Raw genomic sequence first — 22,680 nt, forward strand, 5'->3', positions numbered from 1 at the left:
GTGACGCGAATCGAGAGCGGGGCTGTTTAGCCCGCTCTCTGCTCCGCCAGGAGGAAAGGCCTTGAAAGACCTACTGAATTTGCTGAAAAACCAGGGTCAAGTCGAAGAGTTCGACGCCATCCGTATTGGACTGGCATCGCCTGAGATGATCCGTTCGTGGTCGTTCGGTGAAGTTAAAAAGCCGGAAACCATCAACTACCGTACGTTCAAACCTGAGCGTGACGGCCTGTTCTGCGCCAAGATCTTTGGCCCTGTTAAGGATTACGAGTGCCTGTGCGGTAAGTACAAGCGCTTGAAGCACCGCGGTGTGATCTGCGAGAAGTGCGGCGTTGAAGTTGCACTGGCTAAAGTTCGTCGTGAGCGCATGGCGCACATCGAACTGGCTTCGCCGGTTGCCCACATCTGGTTCCTGAAATCGCTGCCGTCCCGTATCGGCTTGCTGATGGACATGACCCTGCGTGATATCGAACGCGTTCTCTACTTCGAGAGCTATGTCGTTATCGATCCAGGCATGACCACCCTTGAGAAAGGTCAGCTGCTGAACGACGAGCAGTACTTCGAAGCGCTGGAAGAGTTCGGCGACGATTTCGATGCCCGCATGGGTGCCGAAGCTGTCCGTGAACTGCTGCACGCTATCGACCTGGAACACGAGATTGGCCGTCTGCGTGAAGAAATTCCGCAAACCAACTCCGAAACCAAGATCAAGAAGCTGTCCAAGCGTCTGAAGTTGATGGAGGCCTTCCAGGGTTCCGGCAACTTGCCAGAGTGGATGGTGCTGACCGTTCTGCCGGTTCTGCCGCCAGATCTGCGTCCGCTGGTACCGTTGGATGGCGGTCGCTTCGCGACTTCCGACCTCAACGACCTGTACCGTCGCGTGATCAACCGTAACAACCGCTTGAAGCGTTTGCTCGATCTGTCCGCTCCGGACATCATCGTGCGCAACGAAAAGCGTATGTTGCAAGAAGCTGTCGATGCCTTGCTCGACAACGGTCGTCGTGGCCGCGCTATCACCGGTTCGAACAAGCGTCCTCTGAAATCCTTGGCTGACATGATCAAGGGTAAGCAAGGTCGTTTCCGTCAGAACTTGCTCGGTAAGCGTGTTGACTACTCCGGTCGTTCGGTAATTACCGTAGGCCCGACCCTGCGTCTGCACCAGTGCGGTCTGCCTAAGAAAATGGCGCTTGAGCTGTTCAAGCCGTTCATCTTCGGCAAGCTGGAAATGCGCGGTCTCGCGACCACCATCAAAGCGGCCAAGAAAATGGTCGAGCGCGAACTGCCAGAGGTTTGGGACGTTCTCGCTGAAGTGATTCGCGAACACCCGGTTCTCCTCAACCGTGCACCGACCCTTCACCGTCTGGGCATCCAGGCGTTTGAACCGGTACTGATCGAAGGTAAGGCTATCCAGCTGCACCCTCTGGTCTGTGCTGCGTACAACGCCGACTTCGACGGCGACCAAATGGCCGTGCACGTACCGCTGACACTGGAAGCCCAGTTGGAAGCGCGTGCGTTGATGATGTCGACCAACAACATTCTGTCGCCAGCCAACGGTGAGCCAATCATCGTTCCGTCGCAGGACGTTGTATTGGGTCTGTACTACATGACTCGTGAAGCGATCAACGCCAAGGGCGAAGGTCGTGTGTTCGCTGACCTGCAAGAAGTTGACCGTGTGTTCCGTGCCGGCGAAGCCGCACTGCATGCCAAGGTCAAAGTGCGGATCAACGAAACCGTCAACGACCGTGACGGCGGCAGCGTGACCGGTACCCGCATCGTCGACACCACTGTCGGCCGTGCGCTGCTGTATCAAGTTGTGCCAAAAGGTCTGTCGTACGATGTCGTCAACCTGCCGATGAAGAAAAAGGCGATCTCCAAGCTGATCAACCAGTGCTACCGCGTGGTTGGTTTGAAAGAGACCGTGATCTTCGCTGACCAGTTGATGTACACCGGTTTTGCTTACTCGACCATTTCTGGCGTTTCCATCGGTGTTAACGACTTCGTTATCCCGGATGAAAAAGCTCAGATCATCGGTGCTGCTACCGATGAAGTGAAAGAAATCGAGAGCCAGTACGCCTCCGGCCTGGTAACCCAGGGCGAGAAGTACAACAAAGTGATCGACCTTTGGTCCAAGGCCAACGACGAAGTGTCGAAGGCGATGATGGCTAACCTCTCGAAAGAGAAGGTTATCGACCGTCACGGCGTAGAAGTCGATCAAGAGTCGTTCAACTCGATGTACATGATGGCCGACTCGGGCGCACGGGGTTCTGCTGCGCAGATCCGTCAGCTCGCCGGTATGCGTGGCCTGATGGCCAAGCCGGACGGTTCCATCATCGAAACGCCGATTACTGCGAACTTCCGTGAAGGTTTGAGCGTACTTCAGTACTTCATCTCCACTCACGGTGCTCGTAAGGGTCTTGCGGATACCGCGTTGAAAACCGCTAACTCCGGTTACCTGACTCGTCGTCTGGTAGACGTTGCGCAAGACTTGGTTGTGACTGAAGTCGACTGCGGCACCGAACACGGTCTGCTGATGACTCCTCACATCGAAGGCGGCGACGTTGTAGAGCCACTGGGTGAGCGCGTACTGGGTCGAGTAATCGCCCGCGACGTATTCAAACCAGGCACTGAGGAAATTATCGTTCCTGCCGGCACGCTGGTAGACGAGAAGTGGGTCGAGTTCATCGAACTCAACAGCATCGACGAAGTGATTGTTCGCTCGCCGATCAGCTGCGAAACCCGCTATGGCATTTGCGCCAAGTGCTACGGCCGTGACTTGGCTCGTGGTCACCAGGTGAACATCGGTGAAGCGGTTGGCGTTATCGCTGCCCAGTCCATCGGTGAGCCGGGTACCCAGCTGACCATGCGTACGTTCCACATTGGTGGTGCGGCAAGCCGGACCTCCGCAGCTGACAGCGTTCAGGTGAAGAATGGCGGTACCGTCCGTCTGCACAACCTGAAGCACGTTGAGCGAGTGGATGGTTGCCTGGTTGCTGTGTCCCGTTCCGGTGAGCTGGCAATCGCTGACGACTACGGTCGTGAGCGTGAGCGTTACAAGCTGCCGTACGGTGCTGTGATTTCGGTTAAAGAGGGTGACAAGGTCGACGCTGGCGCAATCGTGGCCAAGTGGGATCCGCACACTCACCCAATCGTTACTGAAATGAAAGGTACCGTGACCTACGTGGGCATGGAAGAAGGCATCACGATCAAGCGTCAGACTGACGAATTGACCGGTATGACCAACATTGAAGTACTCGACGCGAAAGATCGTCCAGCTGCCGGTAAAGACATCCGTCCTGCCGTTAAGATGGTCGATGACAACGGCAAGGACTTGTTGCTGCCAGGCACTGACGTAATCGCTCAGTACTTCCTGCCAGCCAACGCCCTGGTCGGTGTAGCGGATGGTGCGAAGATCGCGATCGGTGATGTTATCGCTCGTATCCCGCAAGAAACTTCGAAGACCCGCGACATCACCGGTGGTCTGCCGCGTGTTGCCGACTTGTTCGAAGCTCGTCGTCCGAAAGAAGCGTCGATTCTGGCTGAAGTCAGCGGCACCATCGCGTTCGGTAAAGAAACCAAAGGCAAGCGCCGTCTGGTCATTACCCCGAACGACGGTAGCGATCCGTACGAAGAGCTGATTCCGAAGTGGCGCCACCTGAACGTCTTCGAAGGCGAACAGGTAAATCGCGGCGAAGTTATCTCTGACGGTCCGAGCGATCCACACGACATCCTGCGTCTGCTGGGTGTGAGTGCGCTGGCCAAGTACATCGTTAACGAGATCCAGGACGTTTACCGTCTGCAAGGCGTGAAGATCAACGATAAGCACATCGAGACCATCCTGCGTCAGATGCTGCGTAAAGTTGAAATCGCTGAATCCGGCGATTCCAGTTTCATCAAGGGCGACCAGATGGAACTGACTCACGTACTGGTAGAAAACGAACGTCTGAGCGCGGATGACAAATTTGTCTCCAAGTTCACTCGTGTGTTGCTGGGTATCACCAAGGCGTCGTTGTCCACTGAGTCGTTCATCTCGGCGGCCTCCTTCCAGGAGACCACTCGCGTACTGACCGAAGCAGCGGTAACCGGCAAGCGCGATTACCTGCGCGGCCTGAAAGAAAACGTGGTCGTGGGTCGTCTGATCCCGGCTGGTACCGGTTTGGCTTACCACAGCGAGCGCAAGCGCCGCCGTGATGCTGACAAGCCGCTGCGCGTAAGCGCCAGTGAAGTGGAAGCTGCACTGACCGAAGCGCTGAACTCAAGCGGTAACTGAGTTCTGCGATAAATAAGTCTGGGCCCTGGCAGCCCCCATTCGTCGGATCGAGGCAAATTTGCCCCGGTTCGATGAGAGGGGAGGTCGGGGCCTTGCCTTGACTGGGGGCAAGATCCTCTTTAGACTCTTGTACCCCTAAATTTGGCGGGAATTCGTTCCTGCCATTTTGCTTTTCTTGCAAGACAATAGCGTCGCAAGACAACAGTGGAGCTAGTAGATGGCAACTATCAACCAGCTGGTACGTCAGCCGCGTAAGCGTATCGTCGAGAAATCCGACGTGCCTGCGCTGCAGAACTGCCCGCAACGTCGTGGCGTATGCACTCGCGTGTATACCACTACGCCGAAAAAACCTAACTCGGCACTGCGTAAAGTATGCCGTGTGCGTCTGACCAACGGTTTCGAGGTTTCCTCGTACATCGGCGGTGAAGGCCACAACCTGCAAGAGCACAGCGTGGTACTGATCCGCGGCGGTCGTGTAAAAGACTTGCCAGGTGTTCGTTACCACACCGTACGCGGCTCCTTGGATACTTCCGGCGTTAAAGGTCGTAACCAGGGTCGTTCGAAGTACGGTACCAAGAAGCCTAAGTAGTAGCGGCTTTTTGTAAAACTGAATCATCTTATTTTCTGAGTCGATAAGAGTAAGGTCGGAGGCGTCCCGAAAGGGCACTGATTCCGAGCGAACCTGAAGACCGTTTGAGGGCTTATCCATGCCAAGAAGACGCGTAGCAGCCAAGCGCGAAGTGCTTGACGATCCAAAATACGGAAGCCAAATTCTGGCCAAGTTCATGAACCACGTGATGGAAAGCGGCAAAAAAGCCGTTGCCGAGCGTATCGTTTATGGCGCGCTGGAAAAGGTTAAAGAACGCAAGAACAGCGACCCCCTGGAAATCTTCGAGAAAGCTCTCGACGCCATCGCTCCGCTGGTCGAAGTGAAGTCGCGCCGTGTAGGCGGTGCTACTTACCAGGTTCCGGTTGAAGTTCGTCCGTCCCGTCGTAACGCCCTGGCAATGCGCTGGTTGGTAGACTTCGCCCGTAAGCGTGGCGAGAAGTCTATGGCTCTGCGTTTGGCTGGCGAACTGTTGGACGCTGCTGAAGGTAAAGGTGCTGCTGTTAAGAAGCGTGAAGACGTGCACCGTATGGCTGAAGCTAACAAAGCTTTCTCGCACTACCGCTTCTAATCTTAGCTTCACTAATTTTGCGAGGGCTTTATGGCTCGTACTACTCCGATTAGCCGCTACCGTAACATCGGTATCGTTGCTCACGTGGATGCTGGTAAAACCACCACCACCGAGCGCGTACTGTTTTACACCGGCAAAAGTCACAAAATGGGCGAGGTGCATGATGGCGCCGCGACCACAGACTGGATGGTTCAGGAGCAGGAGCGTGGTATTACCATTACTTCTGCTGCTATTACCGCCTTCTGGAAAGGTTCCGAGAAGCAGTACAAAGACGAGCATCGCTTCAACGTAATCGATACCCCGGGCCACGTAGACTTCACCATTGAAGTTGAACGTTCCCTGCGCGTACTCGACGGCGCTGTCGTTGTGTTCTGCGGTACTTCGGGTGTTGAGCCTCAGTCGGAAACCGTATGGCGTCAAGCCAACAAATACGGCGTTCCACGTCTTGTTTACGTAAACAAGATGGACCGTGCTGGTGCCAACTTCCTGCGCGTGATCGGTCAGATCAAGCAGCGTCTGGGTCACACTCCGGTGCCAATCCAATTGGCTATCGGTTCCGAAGACAACTTCCAGGGTCAGATCGATCTGATCAACATGGAAGCGGTCTACTGGAATGATTCCGACAAAGGTATGGTTCCTGTTCGTAAGCCTATCCCTGCTGAACTGCAGGAACTGGCTGACGAATGGCGCAACAACATGGTTGAGGCTGCTGCCGAAGCCAGCGAAGAGCTGATGAACAAGTACCTCGAAGGTGAAGAACTCACCAACGTGGAAATCAAGGCCGCTCTGCGTCAGCGTACTATCGCTGGTGAGATCGTCTTGGCTGTTTGCGGTTCCTCGTTCAAGAACAAGGGTGTTCCCCTGGTTCTCGATGCTGTGATCGACTACCTGCCTGCTCCAACCGACATTCCTGCTATCAAGGGTACCAACCCTGATAACGAGGAAGAGGAAATGGAGCGTCATGCAGACGACAGCGAGCCGTTCTCGGCCCTGGCGTTCAAGATCGCTACCGACCCATTCGTGGGTACCTTGACTTTCGTCCGCGTTTACTCGGGCGTGTTGGCATCCGGCGACGGCGTGATCAACTCGGTTAAAGGTAAGAAAGAGCGCGTGGGTCGTATGGTGCAAATGCACGCAAACGCCCGTGAAGAGATCAAGGAAGTACGCGCTGGTGACATCGCGGCCCTGATCGGCATGAAGGACGTCACCACTGGTGAGACTTTGTGCGACGCTGCTAAGCCAATCATCCTGGTTCGCATGGACTTCCCGGAGCCGGTTATTTCGGTTGCCGTAGAGCCTAAGACCAAGGATGACCAGGAAAAAATGGGTATCGCTCTGGGCAAACTTGCTCAGGAAGATCCATCTTTCCGCGTTAAGACTGATGAAGAGACTGGTCAAACGATCATCTCTGGCATGGGCGAGCTGCACCTGGACATCCTGGTTGACCGGATGCGCCGTGAGTTCAACGTCGAAGCCAACATCGGTAAGCCTCAGGTTTCCTATCGTGAGCGCATCACGAAGAACTGTGAAATCGAAGGCAAGTTCGTTCGTCAGTCCGGCGGTCGTGGTCAGTTCGGTCACTGCTGGATCCGTTTTGCTCCTGCTGACGAAGGTCAGGAAGGTCTGCAATTCGTGAACGAAGTAGTGGGTGGTGTTGTTCCTAAGGAATACATCCCTGCTATCCAGAAGGGTATCGAAGAGCAGATGAAGAACGGTGTTGTTGCCGGCTATCCGCTGATCGGCCTGAAAGCAACCGTTTTTGACGGTTCTTACCACGACGTCGACTCCAACGAGATGGCGTTTAAGGTGGCTGCTTCCATGGCAACCAAGCAACTGGCCCAAAAGGGCGGTGGTGAGTTGCTTGAGCCAATCATGGCGGTAGAAGTTGTTACACCTGAAGACTATATGGGTGATGTCATGGGCGACCTTAACCGTCGTCGCGGCATGATCTTGGGCATGGAAGACACGGTTTCCGGCAAAGTGATTCGCGCCGAGGTTCCGTTGGGTGAGATGTTCGGTTATGCGACCGACGTTCGCTCCATGTCTCAGGGTCGCGCAAGCTACTCTATGGAATTCAAAAAATACAACACAGCTCCGGCGCACATCGCTGAAACTGTATCCAAAAAACAAGGCTGATTCAGTCCTTTAGGCAAGGAGTTAATTGTCGTGGCTAAAGAAAAATTTGATCGTTCCCTACCGCACGTCAACGTTGGCACCATCGGTCACGTTGACCACGGTAAAACCACTCTGACTGCTGCTCTGACTCGCGTTTGCTCCGAAGTATTCGGTTCGGCAATCGTTGATTTCGATAAAATCGACAGCGCACCAGAAGAAAAAGCTCGTGGTATCACCATCAACACCGCGCACGTTGAATACAACTCGCTGATCCGTCACTACGCTCACGTTGACTGCCCAGGTCACGCTGACTATGTGAAGAACATGATCACCGGTGCTGCCCAGATGGACGGCGCAATCCTGGTTTGCTCGGCCGCTGATGGTCCGATGCCACAAACCCGTGAGCACATCCTGCTGTCCCGTCAGGTTGGCGTTCCGTACATCGTGGTTTACCTGAACAAGGCTGACCTGGTAGACGACGCTGAGCTGCTGGAACTGGTTGAGATGGAAGTGCGCGATCTGCTGAGCACTTACGACTTCCCAGGTGACGACACTCCGATCATCATCGGTTCTGCTCGTATGGCTCTGGAAGGCAAAGACGACAACGAAATGGGCACCACGTCCGTTCGTAAACTGGTTGAAACTCTGGACAGCTACATCCCAGATCCAGTTCGTGTTATCGACAAGCCGTTCCTGATGCCAATCGAAGACGTGTTCTCGATCTCCGGTCGCGGTACTGTTGTGACTGGTCGTATCGAGCGCGGTATCGTTAAGGTTCAAGATCCACTGGAAATCGTTGGTCTGCGTGACACTACCGTCACCACCTGCACCGGTGTTGAAATGTTCCGTAAGCTGCTCGACGAAGGTCGTGCTGGCGAGAACTGCGGCGTTCTGCTGCGTGGTACCAAGCGTGACGACGTTGAGCGTGGCCAGGTTCTGGTTAAGCCAGGTTCGGTTAAGCCGCACACCAAGTTCGAAGCTGAAGTCTACGTACTGAGCAAAGAAGAAGGCGGTCGCCACACTCCGTTCTTCAAAGGCTACCGTCCACAGTTCTACTTCCGTACTACTGACGTGACTGGTAACTGCGAGCTGCCGGAAGGCGTTGAAATGGTTATGCCGGGCGACAACATCAAAATGGTTGTTACCCTGATCAAAACCATCGCAATGGAAGACGGTCTGCGTTTCGCTATTCGCGAAGGCGGCCGTACCGTTGGTGCTGGCGTTGTAGCTAAAATCATCGAGTAATTATCTCTTTTGAGATTGCCTTGATGTTTTGAAAAGGCCCCCGCTCAGCGGGGGCCTTTTTTATTGGGTTGACACCTATCTGGGCCGTCTATAGAATTGCGCCTCCTTTTAACGGGCGTATTGCGCTCGCTGGGAATAGCAGCCGGAGTCTGAAATCCAATGCAAAATCAGCAAATCCGTATCAGGTTGAAGGCTTTTGACCATCGCCTGATCGACCAATCCACCCAGGAAATCGTGGAAACCGCGAAACGTACTGGTGCACAAGTGCGTGGTCCAATTCCACTGCCTACCCGTAAAGAGCGGTTCACCGTTCTGGTCTCCCCGCACGTCAACAAAGACGCGCGTGACCAGTACGAGATCCGTACTCATAAGCGCGTACTGGACATCGTCCAGCCAACGGATAAAACCGTTGATGCACTTATGAAGCTTGATCTGGCGGCCGGTGTGGAAGTACAGATCAGCCTCGGCTAAGACTTGGGTCTTAGTCGTGTAACGCTCTGAAATGGGCGGCCATAGCGGGTGAAAGCCCCGTACACTCATGAGGTTTACAACATGACTATTGGTGTAGTCGGTCGTAAATGCGGTATGACCCGTATTTTCACCGAAGAAGGTGTCTCCATTCCGGTCACGGTCATTGAGATCGAACCGAATCGCGTCACCCAGTTCAAAACTGAAGAGACCGATGGCTATCGTGCAGTGCAAGTCACTGTCGGCGAGCGTCGTGCTTCGCGCGTGACTGCTGCTCAAGCAGGTCACTTCGCTAAAGCAAACGTTGCAGCTGGTCGCACTGTTATGGAGTTCCGTCTTGAAGATGGCGACTACCAGGCTGGCGATCTGATCAACGCTGAAATCTTCGCTGCTGGTCAACTGGTTGATGTAACCGGTCAGTCCAAAGGTAAAGGCTTCCAGGGTACGATCAAGCGTTGGAATTTCCGTGGCCAAGACAACACTCACGGTAACTCCGTTTCCCACCGCGTCCCGGGCTCTATTGGCCAGTGCCAGACTCCTGGTCGTGTATTCAAGGGCAAAAAAATGTCCGGTCATATGGGCGCTGAGCGCGTGACCGTGCAGTCCCTCGAAGTAGTGCGCGTCGACGCTGAACGCAATCTGTTGTTGGTCAAGGGTGCTGTTCCTGGCGCTACTGGCGGCAACCTGGTTGTACGTCCAGCGGCCAAGGCTCGCGGTTAAGGGGAAGCTGACATGCAATTAAATGTAAATGACGCTCAAGCGATCGAAGTTTCCGAACTGACGTTTGGCGGCGAGTTCAACGAGACGCTGGTTCACCAAGCAGTCGTGGCCTACATGGCCGGCGGCCGTCAAGGTAGCAAGCAGCAAAAGACCCGTTCCGACGTACGTGGTGGCGGTAAGCGCCCTTGGCGTCAGAAAGGTACTGGCCGTGCTCGTGCCGGTACTATCCGTAGCCCAATCTGGCGTGGCGGCGGTACCACTTTCGCAGCTCGTCCACAGGATCACACTCAGAAGCTCAACAAGAAGATGTATCGCGCAGCACTGCGCTCCATCCTTGCTGAACTCGTGCGTACTGATCGCCTGGTCGTGGTTCAGGACTTCGCTGTTGAAAGTCCAAAAACCAAAGATCTGCTGGGCAAACTGAACAACATGAGCCTGACCGATGTTTTGATCGTGTCTGAAGCTGTTGATCAGAACCTGTACCTGGCTGCTCGCAACCTGCCACACGTTGATGTACGTGACGTGCAAGGTTCCGATCCAGTTAGTCTGATCGCATACGACAAGGTGTTGATCACCGTGTCGGCCGTGAAGAAATTCGAGGAGCTGCTGGGATGAACCAGGAACGCGTATTTAAAGTTCTGCTTGGCCCGCACGTTTCCGAAAAGGCTACGGTTCTGGCTGACAAGAAAGGCCAGTTCGTTTTCAAGGTTGCAACTGACGCAACCAAGCTGGAAATCAAGAAGGCTGTCGAAAGCCTGTTCAGCGTGAAAGTTGAGCGTGTTACTACCCTGAATGTTCTGGGTAAGAGCAAGCGCACTGCTCGCGGTCTGGGCAAGCGTAATGACTGGAAGAAGGCGGTTATCTCCCTTCAGCCAGGCCAAGATCTCGATTTCAGCAGCAGTGCTGAGTAAGGAAGGGGTGCATCATGGCAATCGTTAAATGCAAACCGACTTCCCCTGGCCGCCGTTTTGTGGTCAAGGTGGTCAACCAGGAGCTGCATAAAGGCGCTCCTCACGCACCGCTGCTCGAGAAGAAATCGAAGACTGGTGGTCGTAACAACAATGGTCGTATTACCACTCGTCACATCGGTGGTGGCCATAAGCAGCATTATCGTCTGGTCGACTTCCGTCGCAACGACAAAGATGGCATCGCTGCCACTGTCGAGCGTATCGAATACGATCCAAACCGTACTGCTCACATCGCTCTGCTGCTGTACGCAGATGGCGAGCGTCGCTACATCATCGCCCCTAAAGGCGTGAGTGCTGGTGACCAGCTGATCGCAGGTGCTCTGGCACCGATCAAGCCGGGCAACGCTCTGCAACTGCGTAACATTCCAGTTGGTAGCACCGTACACGGCATCGAATTGAAGCCAGGTAAAGGCGCGCAAATCGCTCGTTCCGCTGGTGCTTCGGCTCAGCTGATCGCTCGTGAAGGTGTCTACGTGACGCTGCGTCTGCGTTCTGGTGAGATGCGTAAAGTGCTGGCTGAATGCCGCGCGACCCTGGGTGAAGTCTCGAACTCCGAGCACAGCCTGCGTTCGCTGGGTAAAGCTGGTGCCAAACGCTGGCGTGGCGTTCGCCCAACCGTTCGTGGTGTTGCCATGAACCCGGTTGACCACCCACACGGTGGTGGTGAAGGTCGTACCTCTGGTGGTCGTCATCCGGTATCGCCATGGGGCTTCCCGACTAAGGGTGCGAAGACTCGTGGTAATAAGCGTACCGACAAAATGATCGTCCGTCGTCGCAAGTAAATAGAGGGATACGACAGTGCCACGTTCTCTGAAAAAAGGTCCTTTTATTGATCTTCACCTACTGAAGAAGATCGAAGTGGCGGCGGAAAAGAACGATCGCAAACCAGTTAAGACCTGGTCGCGCCGTTCTATGATCCTGCCACAAATGGTCGGTTTGACCATCGCAGTACACAACGGTCGTCAACACGTCCCAGTTCTCGTTAACGAAGACATGGTCGGCCACAAACTGGGCGAGTTTGCCGGTACCCGCACATATCGTGGGCACGTGGCAGACAAGAAAGCCAAGCGTTAAGGGGTTAGGAAATGGAAGTAGCCGCTAAGTTGTCGGGCGCTCGAATCTCCGCCCAGAAAGCCCGCTTGGTCGCCGACCAGATCCGCGGGAAGAAGGTGGGCGAAGCGCTCAACCTGTTGGCTTTCAGCAGTAAGAAAGCCGCCGAGATCATGAAGAAAGTGCTGGAGTCGGCCGTAGCCAACGCCGAGCATAACGAAGGCGCAGACGTTGATGACCTGAAGGTCAGCACCGTTTTCGTCAACGAAGGGCGTTCGCTGAAGCGCATCATGCCACGTGCCAAAGGCCGTGCTGATCGCATCGTCAAGCGGTCTTGCCATATCACTGTCAAGGTTGCTGACAAGTAACGGAGTCGAAGAGATGGGTCAGAAAGTACATCCCATTGGCATTCGCCTGGGAATCGTCAAGGAGCACACCTCCGTCTGGTACGCAGACGGTCGGACTTATGCGGACTATTTGTTCGCTGATCTGAAGGTGCGTGAGTATCTCCAAGACAAACTAAAAAGCGCGTCCGTAAGCCGTATCGATATCCATCGTCCGGCGCAAACTGCACGTATCACCATCCACACCGCTCGTCCAGGTATCGTTATCGGGAAGAAAGGTGAAGATGTTGAGAAACTGCGTCAGGACCTGACCAAGCAAATGGGTGTGCCTGTGCACATCAATATCGAAGAGATCCGTAAGCCGGAGCTCGACGGTATGCTGGTTGCGCAGAGCGTAGCTCAGCAGCTGGAGCGTCGCGTAATGTTCCGTCGCGCTATGAAGCGCGCCGTACAGAACGCCATGCGCATTGGTGCCAAAGGCATCAAAATCCAAGTGAGCGGTCGTCTCGGCGGTGCTGAAATCGCACGTACTGAATGGTATCGCGAAGGTCGTGTGCCACTGCACACCCTGCGTGCCGACATCGACTATGCCAACTACGAAGCTCACACCACTTACGGTGTGATCGGTGTAAAGGTTTGGATCTTCAAAGGCGAAGTAATTGGTGGTCGCCAAGAAGAACTGAAACCACAAGCACCAGCGCCTCGTAAAAAAGCTGCTAAGTAAGGGGTACGCCAAATGTTGCAACCAAAGCGTACGAAGTTCCGCAAGCAGATGACAGGCCACAACCGTGGTCTGGCTCAGCGCGGTAGCAAAGTCAGCTTCGGCGAGTTCGCGCTGAAGTCTGTAGCTCGTGGTCGTCTCACCGCTCGTCAGATCGAGTCAGCGCGTCGTGCTCTGACCCGTCACGTAAAACGTGGCGGCAAGATCTGGATCCGTGTATTCCCGGACAAGCCGATCTCCAAAAAACCTCTCGAGGTTCGGATGGGTAAAGGTAAGGGTAACGTGGAATACTGGGTAGCCCAGATTCAGCCAGGCAAAGTCCTGTATGAAATCGAGGGTGTAACTGAAGAGCTGGCGCGTGAGGCTTTTGCCCTGGCTGCTGCAAAGCTGCCGCTCGCCACCGCCTTTGTTAAACGGACGGTGATGTGATGAAAGCGAATGAACTTCGTGAAAAATCCGCACAGCAGCTGAACGAGCAACTGCTCGGCCTGCTGCGCGACCAGTTCAATCTGCGTATGCAGAAAGCAACTGGCCAGTTGGGGCAGTCTCATCTGCTCTCGCAAGTTAAGCGTGACATCGCTCGCGTGAAGACTGTGCTCAACCAGCAGGCAGGTAAGTGATCATGGCTGAAGCCGAAAAGACTGTCCGTACGCTGACTGGCCGTGTTGTCAGCGACAAGATGGACAAAACCATCACCGTACTGATCGAGCGTCGCGTTAAGCACCCGATCTACGGTAAATATGTTAAGCGTTCGACTAAGCTGCACGCGCACGACGAAACCAATCAGTGCCACATCGGCGACAAAGTCACTATTCGTGAAACTCGTCCGCTGGCCAAGACCAAGTCTTGGGCACTGGTTGATGTTCTCGAACGCGCTGTGGAAGTCTAAGGACTAGGGGTCGGAGAAATTATATGATTCAGACTCAATCCATGCTCGATGTGGCCGATAACAGCGGCGCTCGCCGTGTTATGTGCATCAAGGTGCTGGGTGGCTCCCATCGTCGTTACGCTGGTATCGGTGACATCATCAAAGTTACCGTGAAGGAAGCAATTCCTCGCGGTAAAGTGAAAAAAGGCCAAGTGATGACTGCTGTTGTAGTCCGCACTCGTCACGGCGTACGTCGTGCTGATGGCTCCATTATCCGCTTTGATGGCAACGCTGCTGTTCTTCTGAACAACAAGCAAGAGCCGATCGGCACCCGTATCTTTGGGCCAGTGACCCGTGAACTTCGTACTGAGAAGTTCATGAAGATCGTCTCGCTCGCCCCAGAAGTGCTGTAAGGAGATCCGACATGCAAAAGATTCGTCGTGACGACGAGATCATCGTGATCGCCGGCAAAGACAAAGGTAAGCGCGGTAAGGTGCTTAAGGTTCTCGCTAATAACCGTCTGGTTATCGGTGGTCTGAACCTGGTTAAGCGTCATACCAAGCCTAACCCGATGTCGGGCGTACAAGGCGGTATCGTCGAAAAAGAAGCTCCACTGGACGCTTCTAACGTCGCCATTTTCAACGGCGAAACCAACAAGGCTGACCGCGTTGGTTTCAAAGTAGAAGACGGCAAGAAAATTCGTGTCTTCAAGTCGACCCAAAAAGCGGTTGATGCTTGAACACTGCTAGGTAGAAGACCATGGCACGACTAAAAGAGATTTACTGGAAAGAAATCGCACCGAAGCTTAAGGAAGAACTTAAGCTTTCGAACGTGATGGAAGTTCCACGCGTTACCAAAATCACCCTGAACATGGGTCTGGGCGAAGCAGTCGGTGACAAAAAAGTCATCGAGCACGCTGTTGCTGACCTGGAAAAGATCACCGGTCAAAAAGTCGTTGTGACTTACGCTCGGAAATCCATCGCTGGCTTTAAAGTCCGTGAAGGTTGGCCGATCGGCGTCAAAGTGACTCTGCGCCGTGAGCGTATGTATGAATTCCTGGATCGTCTGCTGTCGATCTCCCTGCCTCGGGTTCGCGACTTCCGCGGCCTGAATGCCAAGTCCTTCGATGGTCGTGGTAACTACAGCATGGGCGTGAAAGAGCAGATCATCTTCCCGGAAATCGACTACGACAAGATCGATGCTCTCCGCGGTCTGGACATTACCCTGACCACCACTGCCAAGAACGATGATGAAGGTCGCGCCCTGTTGCGTGCTTTCAAATTCCCGTTCCGCAACTGATTGGAGTAGGACCATGGCCAAGATGAGCATGAAAAACCGCGAGCTGAAGCGTCAGCTCACGGTTGCCAAGTACGCCAAGAAGCGTGCAGCACTGAAAGCAATCATCGTTGATCTGAACGCAAGTCCAGAAGCACGTTGGGAAGCGACAGTTGCTCTGCAGAAGCAGCCACGTGACGCAAGCGCTTCGCGCATGCGTAACCGCTGCCGCCTGACCGGTCGTCCACACGGCGTTTACCGCAAGTTCGGCCTCGGCCGTAACAAACTGCGTGAAGCGGCAATGCGTGGTGACGTACCAGGTCTGGTTAAAGCCAGCTGGTAAGTACTTCAACGTCCAGGTGGGCAGAATCGCAAGATACTGACCGCCGGTGACCTTGAATCTGGATCAAGCCCCTTTTGGGGCTTGTTTCATTTCCGGAGTATGTCTAAAATACGCGGCTCGCCTGAGCCCGTGTTTTTTATGCCCGGAGATTCTCGGCGACATATGTAGCCGCAAGGCTAATTTTTTTGTATTAGGAGCGTCTAGCCCATGAGTATGCAGGACCCGTTAGCGGACATGCTAACTCGTATCCGTAATGCCCAGATGGCTGAAAAGTCCGTCGTAAGCATGCCATCTTCCAAGTTGAAGGTAGCTGTTGCCAAAGTCCTGAAAGACGAAGGCTACATTGCGGGTTATCAGATCAGCAGCGAAACCAAGCCACTGCTGTCCATCGAGCTGAAGTACTTCGAAGGCCGTTCGGTCATCGAAGAAGTGAAGCGCGTTAGCCGTCCAGGCCTGCGTCAGTACAAGTCCGCTGAAGATCTGCCGAAAGTTCGTGGCGGTCTGGGCGTGTCTATCGTCTCCACCAACAAAGGTGTGATGACGGATCGTGCTGCGCGCGCTGCCGGTGTCGGCGGCGAAGTTCTTTGCACTGTGTTCTAAGGGGGGATAAGCATGTCTCGCGTCGCTAAGAACCCCGTTAAGCTGCCAGCCGGTGTCGAAGTAAAATTCGCAGGCCAACAGCTTTCGGTGAAGGGTGCCAAGGGCACTCTTGAACTGAACATCCATTCGTCCGTTGAGATCGTTGAAGAAGCTGGTGAGCTGCGTTTCGCTGCTCGCAATGGCGATCAACAAACTCGCGCAATGGCCGGTACCACGCGTGCGTTGGTAAACAACATGGTCCAAGGCGTAAGCCAAGGCTTCGAGCGCAAGCTCCAGCTGGTCGGTGTTGGTTACAAAGCGCAAGCAAAAGGCACGGTTTTGAACCTTGCCCTTGGCTTCTCGCACCCAGTGGATTACGAACTGCCGGAAGGCATCACCGCTGAGACCCCTAGCCAAACCGATATCCTGATCAAGGGTATTGATAAGCAGCTGGTAGGTCAGGTGGCCGCTGAGATCCGCGACTTCCGTCCACCAGAGCCGTACAAAGGCAAAGGTGTGCGCTACGCGGACGAAGTCGTCCGTCGTAAAGAAGCCAAGAAGAAGTAGGGCATAGCAAATGACCGACAAAAAAGTTACTCGACTGCGTCGCGCTCGCAAAGCACGCCTGAAAATGCACGAACTCGAAGTCGTGCGTCTCTGCGTGTACCGCTCGTCGCAGCACATCTACGCCCAGGTCATCTCGGCCGACGGCAACAAAGTCCTGGCAAGCGCCTCGACTTTGGATAAAGAACTGCGTGATGGTGCCACCGGCAACATCGACGCGGCCACAAAGGTTGGCCAGCTGGTCGCTACACGTGCTAAGGCCGTGGGCGTCTCGCAAGTGGCTTTCGACCGCTCTGGCTTCAAGTACCACGGTCGCGTGAAAGCGCTGGCTGATGCTGCTCGTGAAGCTGGGCTGGAGTTCTAAGTTATGTCAAATAACGACCAAAAGCGCGACGAAGGCTACATTGAGAAGCTGGTTCAAGTTAACCGCGTAGCCAAAACCGTTAAAGGCGGCCGTATCTTCACTTTCACCGCGTTGACCGTGGTTGGTGATGGTAAAGGGCGCGTTGGCTTCGGCCGTGGCAAGTCACGTGAAGTGCCTGCTGCGATCCAGAAGGCAATGGAAGCTGCTCGTCGCAACATGATCCAAGTTGATCTGAACGGCACCACGCTGCAGTACGCAATGAAGTCCGCCCATGGCGCTTCGAAGGTGTACATGCAGCCTGCTTCTGAAGGTACCGGTATCATCGCTGGCGGCGCTATGCGTGCTGTCCTCGAAGTTGCTGGCGTTCAGAACGTTCTGGCCAAGTGCTACGGCTCGACTAACCCGGTAAACGTGGTTCACGCCACTTTCAAAGGTTTGAAAGCTATGCAATCTCCTGAGTCCATCGCTGCGAAGCGTGGTCTGACTGTCAAGGAGATCTTCTGATCATGGCTACCGTTAAAGTAACGCTGATCAAAAGCATGACCGGCCGCATCCCTAACCACAAACTGTGTGTTAAAGGTTTGGGTCTGCGTCGCATCGGTCACACTGTAGAAGTCCAGGATACTCCCGAGAATCGCGGGATGATCAACAAGGCTTACTACATGCTGCGTGTAGAGGGTTAATCGATGAAACTCAATGATCTGAGTCCAGCGCCGGGTTCCCGTCGCGAAAAGCATCGTCCGGGCCGTGGTATCGGTAGCGGTTTGGGTAAGACTGGTGGCCGTGGCCACAAAGGTCAAACCTCCCGCTCCGGTGGCACCATCGCTCCAGGCTTTGAAGGCGGTCAACAGCCGCTGCATCGTCGCCTGCCTAAGTTCGGTTTCGTATCCCTGAAAGCCATGGACCGCGCAGAAGTGCGTCTGTCCGAGCTGGCTAAAGTGGAAGGCGACATCGTTACTGTGCAGACCCTGAAAGATGCCAACGTGATCAACGTCAACGTACAGCGTGTGAAAATCATGCTGTCCGGTGAAGTGACTCGCGCTGTCACTATCGGCAAGGGAATCGGCGCCACCAAAGGTGCGCGTTCGGCTATCGAAGCAGCTGGCGGCAAGTTCGAGGAATAAATGGCTAAGCAAGGTGCTCTCTCAGCGCTCGGCAAAGGCGGTATGTCTGAACTTTGGGCTCGTCTGCGTTTTCTGTTCCTGGCGATTATCGTCTACCGAATAGGCGCACACATCCCGGTTCCAGGTATCAACCCGGACCGACTCGCAGACCTGTTTCGACAGAATGAGGGGACCATTCTTAGCTTGTTCAACATGTTTTCCGGCGGCGCGCTGGAACGGATGAGCATCTTTGCACTGGGGATCATGCCGTACATTTCGGCATCGATCATCATGCAACTGATGACCGCCGTCAGCCCGCAGCTGGAGCAGTTGAAGAAGGAAGGTGAAGCTGGCCGTCGCAAGATTAGCCAGTACACCCGCTACGGCACTGTCGTCCTCGCCCTGGTTCAAGCTATCGGCATGTCCGTTGGTCTGGCGGGGCAGGGCGTTGCGTTCACTGGTGACTTTGGCTTCTATTTCGTCGCGGTATCCACGTTTGTGGCTGGTGCGATGTTCATGATGTGGCTGGGTGAGCAGATTACTGAGCGTGGTGTTGGTAACGGTATCTCGATGTTGATTTTCGCAGGTATCGTCGCCGGTCTTCCGAGAGCAATTGGGCAGTCTTTCGAGTCTGCACGTCAGGGTGATATCAACATCTTCGCTCTGGTTGCCATCGGTTTGCTGGCAGTAGCGATTATCGGTTTTGTGGTGTTCATTGAGCGTGGCCAGCGTCGTATTGCTGTTCACTACGCCAAGCGTCAGCAGGGCCGTAAGGTTTTTGCTGCGCAGACCAGCCACTTGCCGCTGAAAGTGAATATGGCCGGTGTTATTCCGGCAATTTTCGCGAGCAGCATTTTGCTGTTTCCGGCTTCGTTGGGTACCTGGTTTGGTCAGTCTGAAAATATGGGCTGGCTGCAGGACCTCTCTCAGTCGATCGCTCCTGGTCAGCCGTTGAATATTCTGCTGTTTAGTGCAGGGATTATTTTCTTCTGCTTCTTCTATACGGCGTTGATGTTCAATCCGAAAGACGTAGCGGAAAACCTGAAGAAGTCCGGTGCCTTTATTCCGGGCATCCGTCCAGGTGAGCAGTCTGCACGCTACATTGATGGCGTTTTGACTCGTTTGACCCTGTTCGGTGCTCTATATATGACGGCCGTGTGCTTGCTTCCCCAGTTCCTGGTGGTTGCAGCAAACGTTCCGTTCTACCTTGGCGGGACCTCGTTGCTGATCGTGGTCGTGGTTGTGATGGACTTCATGTCCCAAGTACAATCGCACCTCGTTTCGCACCAGTACGAATCCCTGATGAAGAAAGCCAACCTGAAGGGCTACGGCAGCGGCATGTTGCGCTGAGTACCCCATAAGGTTCGAGGAGTTGGTGATGAAAGTTCGTGCATCGGTGAAAAAGCTGTGCCGTAACTGCAAGATTATTCGCCGCGAAGGTGTTGTTCGAGTAATTTGCAGCGCGGAACCGCGTCACAAACAGCGCCAAGGCTGAGTGTGATCCGCTTGAAGCCCGGCAGCTAGTGCGCTGCCGGGTTGATTATTTGTTATTACAGCGATATTATCTCGCGCCCTATTTCTTGGCTTCCGGGGCGTAGGTAGCTGTCAATTGGAGTCCCACTGAATGGCCCGTATTGCAGGCGTTAACATTCCAGATAACAAGCACACTGTTATCTCGCTGACCTACATCTATGGTGTTGGTCGCACTACTGCGCAGAAAATTTGCGCAGACACTGGGGTAAACCCAGCCGCTAAGATCAAAGATCTGAGCGACGAGCAGATTGAGCTGTTGCGTGGCGAAGTGGCGAAGTTCACCACTGAAGGTGACCTGCGTCGCGAAATCAACATGAAAATCAAGCGTTTGATGGACCTCGGTTGCTACCGTGGTCTGCGTCATCGTCGTGGTCTTCCAGTACGCGGTCAGCGTACCAAGACTAACGCGCGTACCCGTAAAGGTCCGCGTAAGCCGATCCGCAAGTAATCGCCCACGCGAATCGACAGGAAAATTATCATGGCAAAACCTGCTGCTCGTCCTCGTAAAAAAGTTAAAAAGACAGTGGTTGATGGCATCGCCCACATCCATGCATCTTTTAACAACACCATCGTGACCATCACCGACCGTCAAGGTAACGCGCTGTCTTGGGCTACCTCTGGTGGTTCGGGTTTCCGCGGTTCCCGCAAGTCCACCCCGTTTGCTGCTCAAGTAGCTGCTGAACGTGCTGGTCAAGCTGCGCTGGAATACGGCCTGAAAAACCTCGACGTTAACGTCAAAGGTCCAGGTCCAGGTCGTGAGTCTGCTGTCCGTGCTTTGAACGGCTGTGGCTATAAGATCGCCAGCATCACCGACGTGACGCCAATCCCGCACAACGGGTGCCGTCCGCCGAAGAAGCGCCGCGTGTAATCCAGGAGATTGTAAAGAATGGCTCGTTACATTGGTCCAAAATGCAAACTCGCTCGTCGCGAAGGCACCGATCTCTTCTTGAAGAGCGGCGTGCGCGCGATCGAATCGAAGTGCAACATTGAAGCAGCACCTGGTATCCACGGCCAACGCCGCGGTCGCCAGTCCGATTACGGCACCCAACTGCGTGAAAAGCAGAAGGTCCGTCGTATTTACGGCGTTCTCGAGCGTCAGTTCAGCGGCTACTACAAAGAAGCTGCTGGCAAGAAAGGTGCAACCGGTGAAAACCTGCTGCAACTGCTCGAATGCCGTCTGGACAACGTTGTATACCGTATGGGCTTTGGTTCGACTCGTGCCGAATCCCGTCAGCTGGTATCGCACAAATCCGTCAGCGTAAACGGCCAAACCGTTAACGTTCCGTCGTACCAGGTTCGTGCTGGTGACGTTGTCGCGATTCGCGAGAAAGCAAAAAACCAACTTCGCATTGTCCAAGCTCTCGATCTGTGTGCCCAACGTGGCCGCGTAGAATGGGTAGAAGTAGACACTGAGAAGAAGTCGGGCGTTTTCAAGAACGTTCCTGCTCGCAGTGATCTGTCCGCCGACATCAACGAAAGCCTGATTGTCGAGCTCTACTCCAAGTAAGGGCTAGAAAATAGGTGCATCCATGCAGATTTCGGTAAATGAGTTCCTGACACCCCGCCACATTGATGTGCAGGTTGTCAGTCCAACCCGCGCCAAGATCACTCTCGAGCCTCTCGAGCGTGGTTTTGGCCACACCCTGGGCAACGCGCTGCGCCGCATCCTGTTGTCCTCAATGCCCGGCTGTGCAGTAGTCGAGGCCGAGATTGACGGTGTGCTCCACGAGTACAGCGCCATCGAAGGTGTACAGGAAGACGTAATTGAAATCCTGTTGAACCTTAAAGGTCTGGCTATCAAGCTGCATGGCCGTGACGAAGTTACGCTGACCTTGTCGAAGAAGGGTTCGGGGGTGGTTACCGCTGCCGATATTCAGCTGGATCATGATGTCGAGATCGTTAATCCCGATCACGTAATCGCTAACCTGGCGTCTAACGGCGCCCTGAACATGAAGCTCACTGTAGCTCGTGGTCGTGGTTATGAACCGGCCGACTCGCGTCAGAGCGATGAAGACGAAAGCCGCAGCATTGGTCGCTTGCAGCTTGACTCTTCGTTCAGCCCGGTTCGCCGCATCGCATACGTGGTGGAAAACGCCCGTGTCGAGCAGCGTACTAACCTGGACAAGCTGGTTATTGATCTGGAAACCAACGGTACTCTGGATCCTGAAGAGGCTATCCGCCGCGCTGCAACCATCCTGCAACAGCAGTTGGCTGCGTTCGTCGACCTCAAAGGTGACAGCGAACCAGTGGTAATCGAGCAGGAAGACGAGATCGATCCGATCCTGCTTCGCCCGGTTGACGATCTGGAACTGACTGTACGTTCGGCTAACTGCCTTAAGGCGGAAAACATTTACTACATCGGCGACCTGATTCAGCGTACCGAAGTAGAACTGTTGAAGACTCCGAACCTGGGCAAGAAATCCTTGACTGAAATCAAGGACGTTCTGGCCTCCCGCGGTCTGTCCCTCGGCATGCGCCTCGACAACTGGCCGCCTGCAAGTCTTAAGAAGGACGACAAGGCGACTGCCTGATCGTCGTAATCACCGAACGTGAGTTTGGTAAGGAATGAACCATGCGTCATCGTAAAAGTGGTCGTCACCTGAGCCGTACCAGCTCGCACCGCAAGGCCATGTTCCAAAACATGGCGGTGTCGCTGTTCGAGCACGAGCTGATCAAAACTACACTGCCGAAAGCTAAAGAACTGCGTCGCGTTGCTGAGCCGCTGATCACTTTGGCCAAGACAGACAGCCTGGCTAACCGCCGTCTGGCTTTCGACCGTACTCGTTCGAAAGCTATCGTTGGTAAGCTCTTCAACGACCTGGGCAAGCGCTACGCTACCCGTGAGGGTGGCTACCTGCGCATCCTCAAGTGCGGTTTCCGCGCTGGCGACAACGCGCCTATGGCGTACGTCGAGTTGGTTGATCGTGCTACTGCCGGCGAAGCTGTAAGCGCCGAGTAAGACGACAGTCTGCAACGAAAAA

At 54.5% G+C, this 22,680-nt stretch carries 33 protein-coding genes; all 33 read left to right on the forward strand.

Annotated elements, in window-relative coordinates; translation table 11 throughout:
- Positions 1-61 precede the first annotated feature (61 nt).
- The 33 genes from rpoC (at position 62) to rplQ (ending at position 22,658) form a co-directional block, all read left to right on the forward strand.
- Entirely contained in the window at positions 62-4,261 is a 4,200-nt protein-coding gene (gene rpoC, locus JFT85_RS18955) for a DNA-directed RNA polymerase subunit beta' (protein ID WP_053258274.1), read from the forward strand.
- A gap of 217 nt (positions 4,262-4,478) precedes the next feature.
- Complete coding sequence (gene rpsL / locus JFT85_RS18960; protein WP_002555494.1) at positions 4,479-4,850, forward strand: 30S ribosomal protein S12; 372 nt, start codon at positions 4,479-4,481, stop codon at positions 4,848-4,850.
- 118 nt (positions 4,851-4,968) lie between these two features.
- Complete coding sequence (gene rpsG, locus JFT85_RS18965) at positions 4,969-5,439, forward strand: 30S ribosomal protein S7 (protein ID WP_002555493.1); 471 nt, start codon at positions 4,969-4,971, stop codon at positions 5,437-5,439.
- 30 nt (positions 5,440-5,469) lie between these two features.
- A complete protein-coding gene (fusA, locus tag JFT85_RS18970; protein ID WP_010206921.1) occupies positions 5,470-7,575 on the forward strand; it encodes an elongation factor G in 2,106 nt (701 codons plus the stop codon).
- A gap of 30 nt (positions 7,576-7,605) precedes the next feature.
- The gene (gene tuf, locus JFT85_RS18975) at positions 7,606-8,799 is read left to right on the forward strand and encodes an elongation factor Tu (RefSeq protein WP_003176426.1); all 1,194 of its coding nucleotides are present in this window, start codon (positions 7,606-7,608) and stop codon (positions 8,797-8,799) included.
- 159 nt (positions 8,800-8,958) lie between these two features.
- Positions 8,959-9,270, forward strand: coding sequence for a 30S ribosomal protein S10 (rpsJ, locus tag JFT85_RS18980; protein ID WP_003186070.1), 312 nt, complete (start codon positions 8,959-8,961; stop codon positions 9,268-9,270).
- An 81-nt stretch (positions 9,271-9,351) separates the two neighbouring features.
- Entirely contained in the window at positions 9,352-9,987 is a 636-nt protein-coding gene (gene rplC / locus JFT85_RS18985; RefSeq protein WP_003194649.1) for a 50S ribosomal protein L3, read from the forward strand.
- Between the two features lie 12 nt (positions 9,988-9,999).
- The gene (rplD, locus tag JFT85_RS18990; RefSeq protein ID WP_017135963.1) at positions 10,000-10,602 is read left to right on the forward strand and encodes a 50S ribosomal protein L4; all 603 of its coding nucleotides are present in this window, start codon (positions 10,000-10,002) and stop codon (positions 10,600-10,602) included.
- The gene (gene rplW / locus JFT85_RS18995) at positions 10,599-10,898 is read left to right on the forward strand and encodes a 50S ribosomal protein L23 (protein WP_002555488.1); all 300 of its coding nucleotides are present in this window, start codon (positions 10,599-10,601) and stop codon (positions 10,896-10,898) included. Before rplD ends, rplW begins: the two co-directional genes overlap by 4 nt.
- A gap of 14 nt (positions 10,899-10,912) precedes the next feature.
- Entirely contained in the window at positions 10,913-11,737 is an 825-nt protein-coding gene (gene rplB / locus JFT85_RS19000) for a 50S ribosomal protein L2 (protein WP_003210080.1), read from the forward strand.
- 16 nt (positions 11,738-11,753) lie between these two features.
- Complete coding sequence (rpsS, locus tag JFT85_RS19005) at positions 11,754-12,029, forward strand: 30S ribosomal protein S19 (RefSeq protein ID WP_002555486.1); 276 nt, start codon at positions 11,754-11,756, stop codon at positions 12,027-12,029.
- 11 nt (positions 12,030-12,040) lie between these two features.
- A complete protein-coding gene (gene rplV, locus JFT85_RS19010; protein ID WP_003103908.1) occupies positions 12,041-12,373 on the forward strand; it encodes a 50S ribosomal protein L22 in 333 nt (110 codons plus the stop codon).
- Positions 12,374-12,386: 13 nt separating this feature from the next.
- Positions 12,387-13,073: a 30S ribosomal protein S3 gene (rpsC, locus tag JFT85_RS19015; protein WP_003176422.1), complete on the forward strand. Its 687-nt coding sequence runs from the start codon at positions 12,387-12,389 to the stop codon at positions 13,071-13,073.
- A 12-nt stretch (positions 13,074-13,085) separates the two neighbouring features.
- Positions 13,086-13,499 carry a 50S ribosomal protein L16 gene (gene rplP, locus JFT85_RS19020; RefSeq protein WP_003232424.1) on the forward strand — a complete coding sequence of 138 codons (414 nt, stop codon included), beginning with the start codon at positions 13,086-13,088 and terminating at the stop codon, positions 13,497-13,499.
- Positions 13,499-13,690 (forward strand): 50S ribosomal protein L29, encoded by a 192-nt coding sequence (rpmC, locus tag JFT85_RS19025; RefSeq protein ID WP_002555481.1) that lies wholly within the window; start codon positions 13,499-13,501, stop codon positions 13,688-13,690. Before rplP ends, rpmC begins: the two co-directional genes overlap by 1 nt.
- Positions 13,691-13,692: 2 nt before the next feature.
- Complete coding sequence (gene rpsQ / locus JFT85_RS19030) at positions 13,693-13,959, forward strand: 30S ribosomal protein S17 (protein WP_003176419.1); 267 nt, start codon at positions 13,693-13,695, stop codon at positions 13,957-13,959.
- Between the two features lie 23 nt (positions 13,960-13,982).
- The gene (rplN, locus tag JFT85_RS19035) at positions 13,983-14,351 is read left to right on the forward strand and encodes a 50S ribosomal protein L14 (RefSeq protein WP_002555479.1); all 369 of its coding nucleotides are present in this window, start codon (positions 13,983-13,985) and stop codon (positions 14,349-14,351) included.
- Between the two features lie 11 nt (positions 14,352-14,362).
- On the forward strand, positions 14,363-14,677 hold the full coding sequence (gene rplX / locus JFT85_RS19040) for a 50S ribosomal protein L24 (protein WP_003176416.1): 315 nt from the start codon (positions 14,363-14,365) through the stop codon (positions 14,675-14,677).
- Positions 14,678-14,697: 20 nt separating this feature from the next.
- The gene (rplE, locus tag JFT85_RS19045; protein ID WP_003176415.1) at positions 14,698-15,237 is read left to right on the forward strand and encodes a 50S ribosomal protein L5; all 540 of its coding nucleotides are present in this window, start codon (positions 14,698-14,700) and stop codon (positions 15,235-15,237) included.
- 13 nt (positions 15,238-15,250) lie between these two features.
- The gene (gene rpsN / locus JFT85_RS19050; RefSeq protein WP_003176414.1) at positions 15,251-15,556 is read left to right on the forward strand and encodes a 30S ribosomal protein S14; all 306 of its coding nucleotides are present in this window, start codon (positions 15,251-15,253) and stop codon (positions 15,554-15,556) included.
- A gap of 207 nt (positions 15,557-15,763) precedes the next feature.
- Positions 15,764-16,156 carry a 30S ribosomal protein S8 gene (rpsH, locus tag JFT85_RS19055; protein WP_010566853.1) on the forward strand — a complete coding sequence of 131 codons (393 nt, stop codon included), beginning with the start codon at positions 15,764-15,766 and terminating at the stop codon, positions 16,154-16,156.
- A 12-nt stretch (positions 16,157-16,168) separates the two neighbouring features.
- Positions 16,169-16,702 carry a 50S ribosomal protein L6 gene (rplF, locus tag JFT85_RS19060; protein ID WP_003176412.1) on the forward strand — a complete coding sequence of 178 codons (534 nt, stop codon included), beginning with the start codon at positions 16,169-16,171 and terminating at the stop codon, positions 16,700-16,702.
- Between the two features lie 10 nt (positions 16,703-16,712).
- The gene (rplR, locus tag JFT85_RS19065) at positions 16,713-17,063 is read left to right on the forward strand and encodes a 50S ribosomal protein L18 (RefSeq protein ID WP_017135964.1); all 351 of its coding nucleotides are present in this window, start codon (positions 16,713-16,715) and stop codon (positions 17,061-17,063) included.
- A gap of 3 nt (positions 17,064-17,066) precedes the next feature.
- On the forward strand, positions 17,067-17,567 hold the full coding sequence (gene rpsE / locus JFT85_RS19070) for a 30S ribosomal protein S5 (RefSeq protein ID WP_003176409.1): 501 nt from the start codon (positions 17,067-17,069) through the stop codon (positions 17,565-17,567).
- Between the two features lie 2 nt (positions 17,568-17,569).
- Entirely contained in the window at positions 17,570-17,746 is a 177-nt protein-coding gene (gene rpmD / locus JFT85_RS19075; protein WP_003176408.1) for a 50S ribosomal protein L30, read from the forward strand.
- A gap of 3 nt (positions 17,747-17,749) precedes the next feature.
- Positions 17,750-18,187 carry a 50S ribosomal protein L15 gene (rplO, locus tag JFT85_RS19080; protein WP_003176407.1) on the forward strand — a complete coding sequence of 146 codons (438 nt, stop codon included), beginning with the start codon at positions 17,750-17,752 and terminating at the stop codon, positions 18,185-18,187.
- Positions 18,188-19,516 (forward strand): preprotein translocase subunit SecY, encoded by a 1,329-nt coding sequence (gene secY, locus JFT85_RS19085; RefSeq protein ID WP_016969470.1) that lies wholly within the window; start codon positions 18,188-18,190, stop codon positions 19,514-19,516.
- 28 nt (positions 19,517-19,544) lie between these two features.
- A complete protein-coding gene (gene rpmJ / locus JFT85_RS19090) occupies positions 19,545-19,661 on the forward strand; it encodes a 50S ribosomal protein L36 (RefSeq protein WP_002555468.1) in 117 nt (38 codons plus the stop codon).
- A 129-nt stretch (positions 19,662-19,790) separates the two neighbouring features.
- A complete protein-coding gene (gene rpsM / locus JFT85_RS19095; RefSeq protein ID WP_003210063.1) occupies positions 19,791-20,147 on the forward strand; it encodes a 30S ribosomal protein S13 in 357 nt (118 codons plus the stop codon).
- Between the two features lie 30 nt (positions 20,148-20,177).
- Positions 20,178-20,567 carry a 30S ribosomal protein S11 gene (rpsK, locus tag JFT85_RS19100; protein ID WP_002555466.1) on the forward strand — a complete coding sequence of 130 codons (390 nt, stop codon included), beginning with the start codon at positions 20,178-20,180 and terminating at the stop codon, positions 20,565-20,567.
- Positions 20,568-20,585: 18 nt separating this feature from the next.
- Positions 20,586-21,206 (forward strand): 30S ribosomal protein S4, encoded by a 621-nt coding sequence (gene rpsD / locus JFT85_RS19105; protein ID WP_003210056.1) that lies wholly within the window; start codon positions 20,586-20,588, stop codon positions 21,204-21,206.
- A 22-nt stretch (positions 21,207-21,228) separates the two neighbouring features.
- Positions 21,229-22,230 (forward strand): DNA-directed RNA polymerase subunit alpha, encoded by a 1,002-nt coding sequence (locus JFT85_RS19110; protein ID WP_003176403.1) that lies wholly within the window; start codon positions 21,229-21,231, stop codon positions 22,228-22,230.
- A 41-nt stretch (positions 22,231-22,271) separates the two neighbouring features.
- Positions 22,272-22,658: a 50S ribosomal protein L17 gene (gene rplQ / locus JFT85_RS19115; protein WP_003176402.1), complete on the forward strand. Its 387-nt coding sequence runs from the start codon at positions 22,272-22,274 to the stop codon at positions 22,656-22,658.
- Positions 22,659-22,680 lie beyond the last annotated feature (22 nt).

The organism is Pseudomonas sp. TH04 (assembly GCF_016651355.1).
Classification (GTDB): Bacteria; Pseudomonadota; Gammaproteobacteria; order Pseudomonadales; family Pseudomonadaceae; genus Aquipseudomonas; species Aquipseudomonas fluorescens.

Bases quoted from the DNA above. Each gene is read 5' to 3' on its own strand.
- rpmD (WP_003176408.1), top strand. From the start codon at position 17,570: ATGGCTACCGTTAAAGTAACGCTGATCAAAAGCATGACCGGCCGCATC.
- rplW (WP_002555488.1), top strand. From the start codon at position 10,599: ATGAACCAGGAACGCGTATTTAAAGTTCTGCTTGGCCCGCACGTTTCC.
- rplQ (WP_003176402.1), top strand. From the start codon at position 22,272: ATGCGTCATCGTAAAAGTGGTCGTCACCTGAGCCGTACCAGCTCGCAC.
- rpmC (WP_002555481.1), top strand. From the start codon at position 13,499: ATGAAAGCGAATGAACTTCGTGAAAAATCCGCACAGCAGCTGAACGAG.
- rplP (WP_003232424.1), top strand. From the start codon at position 13,086: ATGTTGCAACCAAAGCGTACGAAGTTCCGCAAGCAGATGACAGGCCAC.
- rpsD (WP_003210056.1), top strand. From the start codon at position 20,586: ATGGCTCGTTACATTGGTCCAAAATGCAAACTCGCTCGTCGCGAAGGC.
- secY (WP_016969470.1), top strand. From the start codon at position 18,188: ATGGCTAAGCAAGGTGCTCTCTCAGCGCTCGGCAAAGGCGGTATGTCT.
- rplR (WP_017135964.1), top strand. From the start codon at position 16,713: ATGACCGACAAAAAAGTTACTCGACTGCGTCGCGCTCGCAAAGCACGC.
- rplV (WP_003103908.1), top strand. From the start codon at position 12,041: ATGGAAGTAGCCGCTAAGTTGTCGGGCGCTCGAATCTCCGCCCAGAAA.
- rpsN (WP_003176414.1), top strand. From the start codon at position 15,251: ATGGCCAAGATGAGCATGAAAAACCGCGAGCTGAAGCGTCAGCTCACG.
- rpsE (WP_003176409.1), top strand. From the start codon at position 17,067: ATGTCAAATAACGACCAAAAGCGCGACGAAGGCTACATTGAGAAGCTG.
- rpsJ (WP_003186070.1), top strand. From the start codon at position 8,959: ATGCAAAATCAGCAAATCCGTATCAGGTTGAAGGCTTTTGACCATCGC.
- JFT85_RS19110 (WP_003176403.1), top strand. From the start codon at position 21,229: ATGCAGATTTCGGTAAATGAGTTCCTGACACCCCGCCACATTGATGTG.
- rplF (WP_003176412.1), top strand. From the start codon at position 16,169: ATGTCTCGCGTCGCTAAGAACCCCGTTAAGCTGCCAGCCGGTGTCGAA.
- rpsK (WP_002555466.1), top strand. From the start codon at position 20,178: ATGGCAAAACCTGCTGCTCGTCCTCGTAAAAAAGTTAAAAAGACAGTG.
- rplO (WP_003176407.1), top strand. From the start codon at position 17,750: ATGAAACTCAATGATCTGAGTCCAGCGCCGGGTTCCCGTCGCGAAAAG.
- rpmJ (WP_002555468.1), top strand. From the start codon at position 19,545: ATGAAAGTTCGTGCATCGGTGAAAAAGCTGTGCCGTAACTGCAAGATT.
- rpsL (WP_002555494.1), top strand. From the start codon at position 4,479: ATGGCAACTATCAACCAGCTGGTACGTCAGCCGCGTAAGCGTATCGTC.
- rplN (WP_002555479.1), top strand. From the start codon at position 13,983: ATGATTCAGACTCAATCCATGCTCGATGTGGCCGATAACAGCGGCGCT.
- rplD (WP_017135963.1), top strand. From the start codon at position 10,000: ATGCAATTAAATGTAAATGACGCTCAAGCGATCGAAGTTTCCGAACTG.
- rpsH (WP_010566853.1), top strand. From the start codon at position 15,764: ATGAGTATGCAGGACCCGTTAGCGGACATGCTAACTCGTATCCGTAAT.
- rplX (WP_003176416.1), top strand. From the start codon at position 14,363: ATGCAAAAGATTCGTCGTGACGACGAGATCATCGTGATCGCCGGCAAA.
- rpsG (WP_002555493.1), top strand. From the start codon at position 4,969: ATGCCAAGAAGACGCGTAGCAGCCAAGCGCGAAGTGCTTGACGATCCA.
- rplB (WP_003210080.1), top strand. From the start codon at position 10,913: ATGGCAATCGTTAAATGCAAACCGACTTCCCCTGGCCGCCGTTTTGTG.
- fusA (WP_010206921.1), top strand. From the start codon at position 5,470: ATGGCTCGTACTACTCCGATTAGCCGCTACCGTAACATCGGTATCGTT.
- rpsM (WP_003210063.1), top strand. From the start codon at position 19,791: ATGGCCCGTATTGCAGGCGTTAACATTCCAGATAACAAGCACACTGTT.
- rplE (WP_003176415.1), top strand. From the start codon at position 14,698: ATGGCACGACTAAAAGAGATTTACTGGAAAGAAATCGCACCGAAGCTT.
- rpsQ (WP_003176419.1), top strand. From the start codon at position 13,693: ATGGCTGAAGCCGAAAAGACTGTCCGTACGCTGACTGGCCGTGTTGTC.
- rplC (WP_003194649.1), top strand. From the start codon at position 9,352: ATGACTATTGGTGTAGTCGGTCGTAAATGCGGTATGACCCGTATTTTC.
- rpsC (WP_003176422.1), top strand. From the start codon at position 12,387: ATGGGTCAGAAAGTACATCCCATTGGCATTCGCCTGGGAATCGTCAAG.